Here is a 14536-nt window from a genome sequence, read left to right as displayed (position 1 = left end):
CTACGCCGGAGCGGCGCCACCCTGTCATTTGCTGGCTGCACACGTCCATACTTGCCCACAGCCAGTCATCCCGAATTCCTTCAAGCCATTGAATACGATGCAGAATCGAGAGAAACCCCAAGTTCCTGGAAGCGCAGCGGAGCACACCCCGCTCATGAAGCAGTTCTTCGCCGCCAAGTCCGAGTACCCGGACCTGCTGCTGTTCTTCCGCATGGGCGATTTCTACGAGCTGTTCTACGACGACGCGCGCAAGGCGGCGCGGCTGCTGGACATCACCCTGACCCAGCGCGGCAGCTCCGGCGGTGCGCCGATCCCGATGGCCGGGGTGCCGGTGCATGCCTACGAGGGCTATCTGGCGCGTCTGGTGGCGCTGGGCGAGTCGGTGGCGATCTGCGAGCAGATCGGCGATCCGGCGCTGGCCAAGGGCTTGGTCGAACGCAAGGTGGTGCGCGTGGTCACCCCGGGTACGGTCACCGACGAGGCGCTGCTCGACGAGCGCCGCGACACCTTGCTGATGGCGATCGCGCGCAACAAGCACGGCTACGGTCTGGCCTGGGCCGATCTGGCCGGCGGCCGTTTCCTGGTCAACGAAGTCGATAGCGAGGACGCGCTGGAAGCGGAACTGGCCCGATTGGAGCCGGCCGAGCTGCTGGTGCCCGACGAGGACCAATGGCCGGAATTCCTGCGCGAGCGCCGCGGCGTGCGCCGCCGCGCGCCATGGCTGTTCGACGCCGACAGCGGCCGCCGCCAGTTGCTCAACTTCTTCCAGTTGCACGATCTCAGCGGCTTCGGCATCGACGACAAGCCGCGCGCCACCGCCGCCGCCGGCGCCCTGCTCGGCTACGTGGAGGAGACGCAGAAGCAGCGCCTGCCGCACCTGACCGCGATCGCGATGGAAACCGCGGCCGAGGCGATCGCGATGAACGCCGCCACCCGCCGCCATCTGGAGCTGGACACGCGGGTGGACGGCGACACCCGCAACACCTTGCTCGGCGTGCTCGACAGCACGGTCACGCCGATGGGCGGGCGCCTGCTGCGGCGCTGGCTGCACCGCCCGCTGCGCCTGCGCGAGGTGCTGGTGCAGCGCCACCACGCGGTCGGCACACTGATCGATCGCGGCGCGGATTCCGATCTGCGCGATGCGTTCCGCGCGCTCGGCGACATCGAACGCATCCTCACCCGGGTGGCGCTGCGCTCGGCGCGCCCGCGCGACTTCTCCACGCTGCGCGACGGCCTGGGCCTGCTGCCGGCGGTACGCACGATCCTGACGCCGCTGGATTCGCCGCGGCTGGCCGCACTGGCCGCGGAACTGGGCCAGCACGACGAGATCGCGCACCTGCTGGCCTCGGCGATCGCCGAGCAGCCGCCGCTCAAGCTCAGCGACGGTGGCGTCATCGCCGCCGACTACGACGCCGAGCTGGACGAACTGCGCCGGCTCAGCACCCACGCCGACCAGTTCCTGATCGACCTGGAAGCGCGCGAGCGCGCCAGCAGCGGCATCGCCACGCTGAAGGTCGGCTACAACCGCGTGCACGGCTACTACATCGAGATCAGCAAGGGCCAGGCCGACAAGGCACCGGTGCACTACACGCGGCGGCAGACCCTGACCAACGCCGAACGCTACATCACCGAGGAACTGAAGAACTTCGAGGACAAGGTGCTGTCGGCGCGCGAACGCGCGCTGTCGCGCGAGAAGCTGCTGTACGAAGCGCTGCTGGACACCCTGGGCGATCGCCTGGAACCGCTCAAGCGCGCCGCCGCCGCGCTCAGCGAACTGGACGTGCTGGCCGGCTTCGCCGAGCGCGCGCAGGCGCTGGACTGGGCGCAGCCGGAACTGGACACCGCGCCATGCCTGCGCATCGAACGCGGCCGCCATCCGGTGGTGGAAGCGGTGCGCGAGCAACCGTTCGAACCCAACGACCTGGATCTGCATCCGCAGCGGCGCATGCTGGTCATCACCGGCCCGAACATGGGCGGTAAATCCACCTACATGCGCCAGAACGCGTTGATCGTGCTGCTGGCGCACATCGGCAGCTACGTGCCGGCCACGCGCGCGGTGATCGGCCCGATCGACCGCATCCTGACCCGCATCGGCGCCGGCGACGACCTGGCGCGCGGCCAGTCCACCTTCATGGTCGAGATGGCCGAGACCAGCTACATCCTGCACCACGCCAGCGCGCAGTCGCTGGTGCTGATGGACGAGATCGGCCGCGGCACCTCCACCTACGACGGCCTGGCCCTGGCCGACGCGGTGGCGCGCCACCTGGCCCATCACAACCGCTGCTACACCTTGTTCGCCACGCATTATTTCGAACTGACCGCATTGGCCGACGAATCGGTCGAAGGCGGTGCCAGCGGGATCGCCAACGTGCACCTGGACGCGGTCGAGCACGGCGACAAACTGGTGTTCATGCACGCGGTCAAGGACGGCCCGGCCAACCGCAGTTTCGGCCTGCAGGTGGCGGCGCTGGCCGGCCTGCCGAAAAGCACGGTCGCGCAGGCGCGGCGGCGGCTGGCGGAACTGGAGCAGCGCGGCGGCGAGAGCCACGCCTCGCAGATGGCGCCGCAGGCGCTGGACGCGCCGCAGCAGTTCGGCTTGTTCGCCGCCGCCCCGTCGGCGGCGCAGGACGCGCTGGCGGCGCTGGATCCGGACGAGCTGACGCCCAAGCAGGCACTGGAAGCGCTGTACCGGCTCAAGTCGCTGCTGTAGCGCGGCGTGCGGCCTTGGCCCCTCTCCTATCTGGAGAGGGGTTGGGGTGAGGGTCCGGCGGCGCAGCACACGCAAGCGCTGAGCAGACCGCATTCCCCTAGCCGCTAGCCGGCAACACGCTCGCCGGCATGTCCGGCTTCGGGTGCGTCGCGATCAACGCAGCGTCGATGGCGTTGGCACGCAGCGCCGCAGGCCGGGCGGCATGCCGTTGTGCGAAGGCCACGAATGCGGGACGCGGCTCGAGCATGCCGACGCGCATGTAGAAGCTCAGCAGCGCCGCCGTGTACAGGTCGGCCGCGCTGAAGCGGTCGCCCGCCAGGTAGTCGCCCCCCGCGACCGCCTGCTCCAGGGTCTGCAACAGGTCGGCCTCGCGGCCATAGCCGGCGCTGCGTGCCGGTGCCAGCGCGCCACCTTCCTTCGCGGTCAACAGTCCCTCGACCGGCCCGGCCAGGAAGAACAGCCAGCGGTAGTAGTCGGCGCGTGCCGGCGATCCCGGTGGCGGCGCCAGTTGCCGCTCCGGTACCAGGTCGGCCAGATAGGCGCAGATCGCTGCGTTCTCGGTGACCACGGCGGCGCCGTGGCGCAGCGCCGGCACCTTGCCCATCGGGTTGATCGCCAGATAGGCCGGCGCCTTCATCGTGGTGCCGTAGTCGAGGATGACCGCCTGGTACGGCAGGCCGGTTTCCTCCAGCATCCAGCGGGCGACGCGGCCGCGCGACAGGGGGTGGGTGTAGAGCACGATCTCGGTGGACATGGGCAGACTTCCGTTGTGAACAGCCTGCAGTCTGGTCCTGCCCTGCTGACAGGTGCTGTCAACAGTCGGCGCCGTAGCCGGTGGCCGCGCGCCAGCGCTTGATCAGCAGATGCCGGCGCGAGGGATAGCGTTCGCCGTCGTCGGCCAAGGCCAGCACCCGGTCGGCGCGGAAGTGGCGGAAATCGCGGCGCAGTTCGCACCACGCGGCGATCATGCCGTAGCCGCCGAAGAAGGCCATCGCGAACGGCCAGATCAACCGTTGCGAGGCCGCGCCGTTGGCATCGGTGTAGTCCATGCGCAGCACGTGCTCGAGACGGATGCCATGCCGCAGCACCGGCAGCCACGGCGCCGGCGGCGGCAGGTCTGCGGCGGCCGGCACCAGCAGTCCGCTGGTCTCGATCGCCAACCGCAGCGTGCCGGGCAGCGTGGCCGCGATCCGCGCCACCGCGCGCTGCGCCGCCTGCGCCAGTTCCGGATCGGCCTGGCGTGCCACCCAGCGCGCCCAGGGTCAGCGCCTCCAGTTCGTCCTCGCTGAAGTTCAACGCCGGCAGCAGGAAGCCGGGCCGCAGCACGTAGCCGACGCCGGGATCGCCGAGGATGTCGGCACCCTGCGCGCGCAAGGTCGCGATATCGCGGTACAGCGTGCGCAGGCTGACCCCCAGCGTGGTGGCGAGCTGGGCACCGGCCACCGGCCGGCGGCGCCCGCGCAAGGCGTCGAGCAGGTGCAGCAGGCGGGTCGCGCGGATGGCCATCGCGACAGGATAGTGTGCTTTGGCCGTGTTCCGATCGATGCCGGCGCGGCGGCCGCCCTCGCGCTGCGCTTGCCAGGCGCCGGCGGCCGGCCAGCGTGTCGCCACGCTGCGGCAGCGGATCGCCAGGCTTGCCGCGGCCAGCCGATCCAGGCACGCACGGTGCGTGCCGGTGCCAGGATCGATCGGCACGATCCGGTCAAAACGCGGACACGGTCCATGGCGATCCTCATGTCGCTACGCCCCGCCATTTAATAGGCAATATCTATCAATACCGTAGGATCATTCGAATTCCCTACCGAAACGCGCAAGCCTATGGTGTCTTCCAATCGCTGCGCGTCATGCTTGCACTCCCTGCATCCAGGCGCCCGGCCCCGCACTCCCGCGCACCGTCCGACCACGGCGCGCAGCCACCCAGCCTCCATCAAGGTAGCCCAGCCATGACCAGCGAATCGAAGTGCCCGTTCCACAGCGCCGCCAGCAGCGGCACCACCAACAAGGACTGGTGGCCGCAGCAGTTGCGCGTGGATCTGCTGAGCCAGCATTCGTCAAAGTCCAATCCGCTCGGCGAGACGTTCGACTACGCCAAGGCGTTCAACGGCCTCGACCTGCAGGCGCTGAAGCAGGACCTGCAGGCGCTGATGACCGATTCGCAGGACTGGTGGCCGGCCGATTTCGGCCACTACGGCCCGTTGTTCGTGCGCATGGCCTGGCATAGCGCCGGCACCTACCGCACTGGCGACGGCCGTGGCGGCGGCGGCCGCGGCCAGCAGCGCTTCGCTCCGCTCAACAGCTGGCCGGACAACGTGAACCTGGACAAGGCGCGGCGCCTGCTGTGGCCGATCAAGCAGAAGTACGGCCAGGCGATCTCCTGGGCCGACCTGCTGATCCTCGCCGGCAACGTCGCGTTGGAATCGATGGGCTTCAAGACCTTCGGTTTCGCCGGCGGCCGCGAAGATACCCGGGAGCCGGACCAGGACGTGTACTGGGGCCGCGAGAACAAGTGGCTAGGCGGCGACGCGCGCTACGCGCGCGGCTCGCCGGGCGTGGAAGAAGCGCACGCCGTGCTGGTCATGGACGACGACAGCGAAGTGCGGCATAGCCGCAACCTGGAGAACCCGCTGGCCGCGGTGCAGATGGGCCTGATCTACGTCAATCCGGAAGGCCCGGACGGCAATCCCGATCCGCTGCTCGCGGCCAAGGACATCCGCGACACCTTCGCGCGCATGGCGATGAACGACGAAGAGACCGTGGCGCTGATCGCCGGCGGCCACACCTTCGGCAAGACCCACGGCGCCGGCCCGGCCGACCACGTCGGCCCCGAGCCCGAAGCCAGCGACCTGGGCGCGCAGGGCCTGGGCTGGCACAACAGCTTCGGTAGCGGCAAGGGCGGCGACACCATCACCAGCGGCCTGGAGGTCACCTGGACCACCACTCCGGCGCAGTGGAGCAACGACTTCTTCGAACACCTGTTCAAGTTCGAGTGGGAACTGAGCAAGAGCCCGGCCGGCGCGTACCAGTGGGTGGCGAAGAACGCGCAGGCGCTGATCCCGGACGCGCACGATGCGACGAAGAAACATCTGCCGACCATGCTCACCACCGACCTGGCGCTGCGCTTCGACCCGGCCTACGCCGCGATCTCGCGCCGCTTCCTGGAACACCCCGAGCAGTTCGCCGATGCCTTCGCCCGCGCCTGGTTCAAGCTAACCCACCGCGACATGGGGCCGCGTGCGCGCTACCTGGGTCCCGAGGTACCGGCCGAAGAACTGGTCTGGCAGGATCCGATCCCCGCGCTGGATCACGCGCTGGTCGATGCGCGGGACATTGCCGCGCTGAAGCACACGTTGCTCGGTTCCGGCCTGAGCATCGCGCAGCTGGTTTCGACCGCGTGGGCCGCGGCGTCCACCTTCCGCGGCTCGGACAAGCGCGGCGGCGCCAACGGCGCGCGCATTCGCCTGGCGCCGCAAAAGGACTGGGAGGTCAACCAGCCCGAACAGCTGGCGCAGGTGCTGTCCGTGCTGGAGCGCATCCAGGCGCAGTTCAACGGCGCGCAGAGCGGCGGCAAGAAGATCTCGCTGGCCGACCTGATCGTGCTCGGCGGTGCCGCCGCGGTCGAGCAGGCCGCGAAGAACGCGGGGCAGACGCTGACCGTGCCGTTCGTGCCGGGGCGCATGGATGCCACGCAGGCGCAGACCGACGTCGCATCGTTCGCGGTGCTGGAGCCGATCGCCGATGGCTTCCGCAACTACAGCAAGCGCCGCTACGCGGTGCCGGCCGAGGCGCTGCTGATCGACAAGGCGCAGTTGCTGACCCTGACCGCACCGGAGATGACCGTGCTGGTCGGCGGGCTGCGCGTGCTCGGCGCCAATGTCGGGCAATCGGCGCACGGCGTGTTCACCAGGCGCAGCGACACGCTGAGCAACGACTTCTTCGCCAACCTGCTGGACATGGGCATCGAGTGGAAGGTGACCTCTGACACCAGGGAGGTGTACGCAGGCCGCGACCGCGCCAGCGGCGAACAGAAGTGGACCGGCACGCGCGCGGACCTGGTGTTCGGTTCCAACGCGATCCTGCGCGCGCTGGCCGAGGTGTATGCCAGTGCCGATGCGCAGGAGAAGTTCGTGCGCGACTTCGTCGCCGCGTGGAGCAAGGTGATGCAGCTGGATCGTTTCGACTTGGCGGCGTGAGTCCTGCGACAGGCCGGGCATCGCCAAGGCGGCTGGGTGCACTGTAGGGTGACTTCAGTCACGACGCGCTTCGAAGCCATTGGGTCCACCGCTTCGTTCGTCGCGACTGAAGTCGCTCCCACAGGAATTCCCAGCGAGGCGAAGTGCGCCGCCATTTGCGGGAGAGACTTCAGTCCCGACTGCATGCTGCATCGGGAAGAACACCGCTTCGTTCGTCGCGGCTGAAGCCGCTCCTACAGGGATTCCCAGCGAGGCAGAGTGCGATGCCATTTGTGGGAGGGACTTCAGTCCCGACTGCATGCTGCATCGGGAAGTGCACCGCTTCGTTCGTCGCGGCTGAAGCCGCTCCTACAGGGATTGCCAGCGAGGCGACTTGCGACGCCGTTTGGGGGAGGGACTTCAGTCCCGACTGCATGCTGCATCGGGAAGAACACCGCTTCGTTCGTCGCGGCTGAAGCCGCTCCTACAGGGATTACCAGCGAGGCAGAGTGCGATGCCATTTGTGGGAGGGACTTCAGTCCCGACTGCATGCTGCATCGGGAAGTGCACCGCTTCGTTCGTCGCGGCTGAAGCCGCTTGTGTCTGGAGATTGCTCTACAGTTTGAGTGGAGAGCGATGTGCGGCACGCCGACAGGCCGTAGTGTTCAAGCACGTGTAGGAGCCAGGGCGGCCGCACATCGACCTCGTTGCCTAGCCCGAACAGTTGAACGAGCGTTCGCTCGAACTTCACAAGCGTGGGCAGCGACGAGGTGGCTCTCTCCTGTCCCCCAGTCTACCTAACGCTTATGCCTCTTTGGATCGGTATCGATGTGGCCAAGGACACCTTGGCCGTCCACGTGCTTCCCCTGGACCAGTTGCTGTCCTTTCCCAATACCGCCCAGGGCCACCAGCGCCTGTGCGACCACCTTGCCGGGCACTGCGTCGGCAACGCGCTGCTGGAGGCCACCGGCGGCTACGAACGGGCGGTGATGACGGCACTGGCCACGGCAGGGATCCCGGTGACCCGGATCAATCCGCGCCGGGCACGCGCTTTCGCCACGGCCTTGGGCACAACCGCCAAGACCGATCCGCTGGATGCGGCCTTGCTGGCGCGCATGGCTCACCTGGTGCAAGCGCCCGCGCCGGCTCCCGATCCCTTGCGTGAGCAACTGCGCATGCTGGTCCAGCGCCGCGAGCAACTGGTCCAGCAACGTGACGACGAGCGCCGTCGCTTGCATCAGGCGACCCTGGCCATGGTGCGCGCGTGCCTGATCGAGCAGATCGGCGACGTGCGCCGCCGTATCCAGCGGATGAACCAGGCGATCAAGCAGGTGCGGTGCCAGCTCGACGATGCGCTGGCGCACGCCCTGGGCACGGTCCCGGGCATCGGCGAGGTCACCACCGCCAGCCTGATGGCCTATCTGCCCGAACTGGGGACGCTGGATCGTCGCCAGATCGCGGCCCTGGTCGGCCTGGCTCCCTACAACGTGGACAGCGGGCAGCACTGCGGCAAACGCCGCATCCGCGGCGGGCGTGCCACGATCCGACGAGTGCTGTACATGGCCTGTTGGAGCGTTGTGCGCACTCAAGCCTCCTTCAAGGAGCGTTATCAACAGTTACGGGCACGCGGCAAGCCCGCCAAGGTCGCCATCACCGCATGCATGCGCGTGCTGCTTATCCGACTCAACGCCATGGCACGAGATCGCACACCATGGCGTGAGGTTATCGGATGAGAAGACAGTTGCTCCTACAAACACCATCATCTCGATCGAAGCCTTCCAGGCACGGCGCGGATAAGCGGCGTGCGCGCCAAGCCGATGCAGGAGCAGACAGCTCAGGCGATGCCCAACCCCGGGATCGCGCTGATCGCCTCCTGGTCGAACCCGGCCAGCTCGGCGAAATGGCGGCCGCGCGCCACGTAATCGCGGTAGGCGCCGAAGCTGGGCGCGCCCGGCGACAGCAGCACCACGCCGCCGCCTTCGCCCAGCGCCGCGCGCGCCAACGCGACCGCCGCCGGCAGGTCCGCGGCGGCATGCAGGCCGAAGCCGCCGGCCGCGGCCAGCGGCGCCAGCAGCGCGTGGATGCGCGGGCCGTTGCTGCCCATGGTGACGATCTGCAGCGGCGCGCCGTGGCGCATCGCCGTGGCGAAGTCCTGCCAGTCCAGGCCGCGGTCGTGGCCGCCGACCAGCAACGCGATGCGGCGCCCGCGGAAGCATTCCAGCGCCGCGAGCGTGGCGTGCGGGGTGGTGCTGATCGAGTCGTTGACGTAGGCGATGCCGTCGCGCTCGCCCAGGGTCTGCAAGCGGTTCGGCAACGGCCGGAAATCCGCCGCGGCCGGCGCCAGCGCCGCCGCGTCCAGGCCCAGCGCCTCGATCGCCGCCAGCACCGCGCACAGGTTGCCGCGGTTGTGCCGGCCGGGCAGCGGCACCCGCGCGCTGTCGAACACCGCCGCCTCGCCGCGGTGCACGACAGCGCCGCGCATATGCCAGCCGTCTTCGCGATTGAACCAGCGCACCTCGCTATCGGGCAACGCCAGCGCGGCCAGGTGCGGATCGGCGGCGTTGAGCAGCGCGATACGCGGCCGCGCCCGGGTCACCAGCGCCAGCTTGTCTTCGACGTAGCGCGCCTGGCTGCCGTGCCAGTCCAGATGTTCCGGGAACAGGTTCAGCACCAGCGCCAGCTGCGGCCGCGCGCCGCTGCTGGCGACGTCGCCGGTCTGGTAGCTGGACAATTCGATCGCCCAGTATTCCGGCGGCTGCGCTGGCGCCAGCACTTCCAGCAGCGGCAGGCCGATATTGCCGACCAGGCCGGTACGGTGGCCGCCGGCGCGCAGCAGATGCGCCAATAGCGCAGTGCTGGTGCTCTTGCCCTTGGTGCCGGTGATGCAGACGCTGCCCGGCACCACCCCGTCGGCGCCCGCGCGTTCGGCGAACCACAGCGCGGTACCGCCGATGAAGCGCGTACCTTGCGCCGCAGCGGCCTGCGCCTCGGGCCGATACGGACTGATCCCCGGCGACTTGATCACCACGTCGAACGCGGCCAGGCGCTCGGCGCTGGCCTCGGTCTCCACATGCAGCAAGGAATAGTGCAACGCAGCGACCTCGGCGGCTTCGTCAGCCGAACAGAACAGCGTCAGCGGCGCGCTTGCCGAGTCCCGAGTCCCGAGTCCCGAGTCCCGCGCCCCGCGCAACGCGCGGTAAGCAGCCCGCCCCTCGCGCCCCCAGCCCCACAGCGCGACGCGCAAACCCTCAAGCTGCGAAATTCGCACGCACGCGTTCCCAAAGCTCGGCCGGAATGCGGTGCTGCGCGTCCAGCGCCAGCAGCGGTTCCACGCGCAGGTCCTCGCTGTGGAGCTGCGGCTGGATCTCGCGAATGAAGCGCGCCACCAGCGCGTCCTCCTTCCATTCCGCGCGCGCCGCCAGCGTGGCCATCGCCGCGCGCGATTCGCGGCCCTCGCCGACGCATTCGAACGGCTTGTGGTCCTGGAATTCCAGCAGCGCATCGAAGCCCGGCGCCTGCGCCGCGTCGTCGAGCAGGTTGCGGCCGAAGATCCGCACCAGCCGCGTCTTCGGCATGAACGGGGCCAGCGCCAGGAACACGAAATGGCACTTCGGACACACCCCGCACCAGCGGTGCGCCGGGCGCTCGCCGAGGATGTGGAAGTTGCGGTTGCAGCTGGAGAAATGCGCGTCGTAATGGTCGTTCTTGGCGAACTGCCGCGCCACCGCCAGTTCCGACAGCGGGCGCAGCAGCGAGTAGTAGCGCAGGTCGGCGGCGACGTAGCGCTGCACGTGCGCGCCGAACGCCTGCTCGAACGCCCAGCCCTTGGACCACTGGTGGTTGACCTCGCCGGTGCCTGCGATCTGGCTACCGTAGCTGGCCGAATGCTCGTTGGAGAACACCACCTGGCCGGCGCCGTGCAGCAACGCGGCGAACACCAGGATCGCCGAGTTCACCGCGGTCACCGGGATATGCCCGTTCCACGCGCCCTGCCGGTTCAGTTCGAACAGCTCCGGCGCCAGCGCGCGGCCGATGTTCAGGGTCGGCAAGGCGGTACGCTCGGCGCAGGCGCGGATCAGCTGCGAGCCGCCGATCCAGGCCACGGTCTGTTCCACGCCGGCCGCGCGCAAGGCCTCGATGCTGACCAGCGAATCCTTGCCGCCGCCGATCGCCACCAGCGCGTGCGCGCGCAGGCCAAGCGCCGCAGCGTCCTGCTCGTTGCCCGCGGTCGCCGGAAAACGGATCCGCTCGCGCAGATCCAGCCCGTTGCGGTAGGCGAACTCGCCCAGCCCGTGCAGGTATACGCTGTCCAGCAGCGTGGCGGTCTCGGCGTCGATCGCGTAGTCGTCGATGACGATCTGCGGCGGCACCGCGGCCTTGTAGTAGCTGACCCCGGCGATCAGATGCAGCAGGCGCAGCGCGCGCTGCAGCGCCTGCGCGCGCGCCGCGTCCAGCACGAACGGCGCGCCGGGCACGGTGATCGTCTCCACCAGCTCCGGGCCCTGGTCGAACGCATAGACCAGGCGCGCGACGCCGCTGTCGGCGTCGAACGCGCAGCGCACGAAACGGAAGGTGGCGATCTGCTGTTTGTCGAAAGCGGTCATGGACTACCTGCAAGGACACGCGTGCGACGCAAGTAACGTCGGCACAGGAAAAATTCGATCATCGAAAACGGCAACGCGGCCCACAGCAACGGCAGGCAACCGAACAGGAAGGCCAGCGAAAACAGCCCCCAGTTCGAGCTGCCCTGCGTGGCATCGGCGGACGCCGCGAACACCACCCCGAGATACAACATTAGCGCCGGGACATAACTGCATGCGCCCAACAACAGCGTGCGCAACGCCATGCTGCCGGCGCGGCCGCCATGCCGCCGGCGTTGCCAGCGCCAGGCCAGCCATGCCCCCATGCCCGCCGCGCTCAGCGCCGGCAGCACCCACTTGAGGTTGTCGGTCCACGGCAGGGCGGTACCCGCCTGATCGGCCGCGGTGGCCAACATCATCGCCGCGCCGCCGGCGACGGCGCTGAGCGCGATGAACTCAGCCTGCGGGCGCATCGATCGCATCCTCGCGCGGCAGCTCGCGCTGGTTGTAGGTGCTGGCCATCGCGTAACCGTAGGCGCCGGCGTCGGCGACCAGCATCACATCGTCCGCGGCGGTGGCGGCGGGCAGGCGGCGGCGCTTGCCGAACACGTCGCTGGATTCGCAGATCGGGCCGACCACGTCGAACACCGTATCGGCGTCGCAGTCCAGGCGGCTCAGGTTGGCCACGTCGTGCCAGGCGTCGTACAGCGCCGGGCGCAGCAGCGCGTTCATGCCCGCATCCAGGCCGACCCGGCGGATGCCGTCCTTCTCGACCACCTGGGTGGCGCCGGCCAGCAGCACCCCGCATTCGGCGACCAGGTAACGGCCCGGCTCGACCGCCAGGCGAAACGCCGGATGCACCGCCTTGGCCTCGGCCAGGCCCTGCGCCCAGGTATCCAGGTCGAACGGCTCGTCGTCGGCGCTGTACGGAATCGGCAGGCCGCCGCCGATGTCGATGATCTCCACGCTGCCGATGCGGCGCGCGAAGCCGGCCAGTTCGTCGCACATGCGCCGCCAGTGCTGCGCGGTCTCCACGCCGCTACCCAGGTGCGCGTGCACGCCGACGATGCGGATCTCCAGCGTGCGCGCGACCTCGACGAACTCGTCCACCCGCGTCGCCGACAGGCCGAACTTGGACGCCTTGCCGCCGGTGTTGACCTTCTCGTGGTGGCCGTCGCCATGGCCCAGGTCGATGCGCAGCCACAGGCTGCGGCCGCGGAACAGCTCCGGCCAGCGCTGCAGCAGCTCCACGTTGTCCACGGTGACGGTCACGCCCAGCGCGAATGCGGCTTCGTACTCGGCCTTCGGCGCGAAGCTGGGGGTGAACAGCACGCGCCGCGGCGACAGCTCCGGCAAGGTGTCGAACACGCGGCGCAGTTCGCCGTGCGACACGCATTCCAGGCCGAAGCCCTCCGCGACCAGCGTCTCCAGGATCGCCGGGTGCGAATTGGCCTTGATCGCGTAGTAGCGCTGGTCGATCGGCGCGATCGCCTTGAGCGCGCGCGCGCGCGCGCGCAGCGTCGGCAGATGGTAGACATAGCGCGGCGTGCCGGCCTCGGCCAGGCGCAGCAGGTGCTCGCGCTCGGCATGCCACCACGGCGTGGGCCGCGTGCGCACGCTGCCGGTGATCTCGCGCCAGCGCGGGCCGAACACCTCGGTCTCCTCCACCGGCATCGCGCCGCTGTCGATCAGCTCGGCGTGCAGGATCGGCAGCAGGCCCTCGGCATCGGCCTCGTCGATGACGAAGGTCAGGTTCAGATCGTTGGACGACTGCGAGATCATGTGCACGCGCTCCTTGCCGAACGTGGCCCACACGTCCGAGAGCTTGTGCAGCAGCGAGCGCATACCGCGCCCGACCAGGGTGATCGCCGCGCACGGCACGATGATCTTGACCCGGCAGATCTCCGCCAGGTCGGCCGACAGCGCCGCCAGCACGTCGGTGTTGACCAGGTTCTCGCTCGGGTCCAGCGACACGGTGACGTTGGTCTCGGCCGAACCGATCAGGTCCACCGACAGGCCGTGCTTGGCGAAGCGCGCGAACACGTCGGCCAGGAAGCCGACCTGCTGCCACATGCCGATGCCTTCCATCGACACCAGCACGATGCCGTTGCGGCGGCTGATCGCCTTGACCCCGGGCACGGTGCGCGCGTTGCCGTCGATGCTGGTGCCGGGCAGCTCGGGCCGCTCGGTGTCCAGGATCGCCATCGGCACGCCGCCGTCGCGGCACGGCTTGATCGAGCGCGGGTGCAGCACCTTGGCGCCGGTGGTGGCGATTTCCTGCGCTTCGTAATAGTCCAGCCGGGTCAGCAGGCGCGCGTCCGGCACCTCGCGCGGATTGGCGCTGAACATGCCCGGCACGTCGGTCCAGATCTCCACCCGGCTGGCGCCGAGCAGCGCGCCGAAGTACGCCGCCGAGGTATCCGAACCGCCGCGGCCGAGGATCGCGGTGCCGCCATCCTGGTGCCGCGCGATGAAGCCCTGGGTGATCAGCATCCGCGCCGGCTGGGCGACGAAGCGTTCGCGCCAGGCCGTGTCGGACTGCCATTGGCACGACACCGACAGGCGCTTGGACCACTCGCTCTGGTTCGGCTGCGGCGGCAATGCGTCCAGCCACTGGCGCGCGTCCATCCAGCCGACATCCAGGCCGCTGGCGCGCAGGTAGGCCGCGCCCAGCGTGGACGACAGCAACTCGCCCTGGCCCAGCACCTCGGCCTGCCAGTCCAGCGTGCGGGTCGCTGCGCGCGGGTCGTCGAGCAATCCGCGCAGCGCCGCCAGGCGCTCGCCGAGCACGTGCTCCGCATCCAGTTCCAGTTCGCCCAGGAAATCGCGGTGGCGCTGCTCCAGCGCGGCCACGCGCTGCGCGCTGTCGGCGCTGCCGTCGGCGATCGCGGTCAGCTCGTTGGTGACCCCGGACAGCGCCGATACCACCACCAGCACCCGCGCCCCGGTCTCGTCGGCGCGTTTTTTCGCCAGCGTCCCGATCGTATCCCAGCGATGACGACGCGACACCGAGGTGCCGCCGAACTTGAGGACGATCCAGCGATCGACGTGGGGGGAAGAGGACATTTCGTTGTGGG

The 14536-nt window shown here is 69.3% G+C and carries 8 protein-coding genes and 1 pseudogene; 3 read left to right on the top strand and 6 right to left on the bottom strand.

Translation table 11 applies throughout. The annotated features are described in order from the left end of the window. The first annotated feature begins 97 nt into the window (after positions 1 to 97). A complete protein-coding gene (gene mutS / locus KHF85_RS06645) occupies positions 98 to 2710 on the top strand; it encodes a DNA mismatch repair protein MutS (RefSeq protein WP_284568974.1) in 2613 nt (870 codons plus the stop codon). Between the two features lie 97 nt (positions 2711 to 2807). On the opposite strand, the gene KHF85_RS06640 is transcribed toward mutS, so the two are convergent. Then, positions 2808 to 3464, bottom strand: a complete 657-nt coding sequence (locus KHF85_RS06640) for a glutathione S-transferase family protein (RefSeq protein WP_284568973.1) — start codon at positions 3462 to 3464, stop codon at positions 2808 to 2810. A gap of 58 nt (positions 3465 to 3522) precedes the next feature. After that, positions 3523 to 4216: pseudogene (locus KHF85_RS06635) on the bottom strand (helix-turn-helix transcriptional regulator). A gap of 437 nt (positions 4217 to 4653) precedes the next feature. Here KHF85_RS06635 and katG point away from each other — a divergent pair. Both katG and KHF85_RS06625 read left to right on the top strand, forming a co-directional pair. After that, complete coding sequence (katG, locus tag KHF85_RS06630) at positions 4654 to 6900, top strand: catalase/peroxidase HPI (protein ID WP_284568972.1); 2247 nt, start codon at positions 4654 to 4656, stop codon at positions 6898 to 6900. A 785-nt stretch (positions 6901 to 7685) separates the two neighbouring features. Then, the gene (locus tag KHF85_RS06625) at positions 7686 to 8612 is read left to right on the top strand and encodes an IS110 family RNA-guided transposase (RefSeq protein ID WP_284566813.1); all 927 of its coding nucleotides are present in this window, start codon (positions 7686 to 7688) and stop codon (positions 8610 to 8612) included. Between the two features lie 101 nt (positions 8613 to 8713). Here KHF85_RS06625 and murD read toward each other — a convergent pair whose 3' ends face one another. Genes murD through KHF85_RS06605 form a run of 4 tightly spaced genes read right to left on the bottom strand, consistent with a single transcriptional unit; the run spans position 8714 to position 14525 of the window. Further along, on the bottom strand, positions 8714 to 10147 hold the full coding sequence (murD, locus tag KHF85_RS06620; RefSeq protein WP_284568971.1) for a UDP-N-acetylmuramoyl-L-alanine--D-glutamate ligase: 1434 nt from the start codon (positions 10145 to 10147) through the stop codon (positions 8714 to 8716). Continuing rightward, entirely contained in the window at positions 10128 to 11483 is a 1356-nt protein-coding gene (murL, locus tag KHF85_RS06615; protein ID WP_284568970.1) for a UDP-N-acetyl-alpha-D-muramoyl-L-alanyl-L-glutamate epimerase, read from the bottom strand. The genes murD and murL overlap by 20 nt, the downstream gene beginning before the upstream one ends. Continuing rightward, on the bottom strand, positions 11480 to 11932 hold the full coding sequence (locus tag KHF85_RS06610; RefSeq protein ID WP_284568969.1) for a hypothetical protein: 453 nt from the start codon (positions 11930 to 11932) through the stop codon (positions 11480 to 11482). Before KHF85_RS06610 ends, murL begins: the two co-directional genes overlap by 4 nt. Then, positions 11916 to 14525 carry a bifunctional aspartate kinase/diaminopimelate decarboxylase gene (locus KHF85_RS06605; RefSeq protein ID WP_284568968.1) on the bottom strand — a complete coding sequence of 870 codons (2610 nt, stop codon included), beginning with the start codon at positions 14523 to 14525 and terminating at the stop codon, positions 11916 to 11918. Before KHF85_RS06605 ends, KHF85_RS06610 begins: the two co-directional genes overlap by 17 nt. Between the last annotated feature and the right edge of the window lie 11 nt (positions 14526 to 14536).

The sequence above is a fragment of the Xanthomonas graminis pv. graminis genome (assembly GCF_030168915.1).
Classification (GTDB): domain Bacteria; phylum Pseudomonadota; class Gammaproteobacteria; order Xanthomonadales; family Xanthomonadaceae; genus Xanthomonas_A; species Xanthomonas_A translucens.
This window is presented reverse-complemented; position numbering and strand designations above follow the sequence as displayed.

What these genes read in the sequence shown, in the direction of transcription:
- KHF85_RS06605 (WP_284568968.1), bottom strand. Translation starts at nt 14,525, where the DNA reads ATGTCCTCTTCCCCCCACGTCGATCGCTGGATCGTCCTCAAGTTCGGC.
- katG (WP_284568972.1), top strand. Translation starts at nt 4,654, where the DNA reads ATGACCAGCGAATCGAAGTGCCCGTTCCACAGCGCCGCCAGCAGCGGC.
- KHF85_RS06640 (WP_284568973.1), bottom strand. Translation starts at nt 3,464, where the DNA reads ATGTCCACCGAGATCGTGCTCTACACCCACCCCCTGTCGCGCGGCCGC.
- mutS (WP_284568974.1), top strand. Translation starts at nt 98, where the DNA reads ATGCAGAATCGAGAGAAACCCCAAGTTCCTGGAAGCGCAGCGGAGCAC.
- KHF85_RS06610 (WP_284568969.1), bottom strand. Translation starts at nt 11,932, where the DNA reads ATGCGCCCGCAGGCTGAGTTCATCGCGCTCAGCGCCGTCGCCGGCGGC.
- murL (WP_284568970.1), bottom strand. Translation starts at nt 11,483, where the DNA reads ATGACCGCTTTCGACAAACAGCAGATCGCCACCTTCCGTTTCGTGCGC.
- KHF85_RS06625 (WP_284566813.1), top strand. Translation starts at nt 7,686, where the DNA reads ATGCCTCTTTGGATCGGTATCGATGTGGCCAAGGACACCTTGGCCGTC.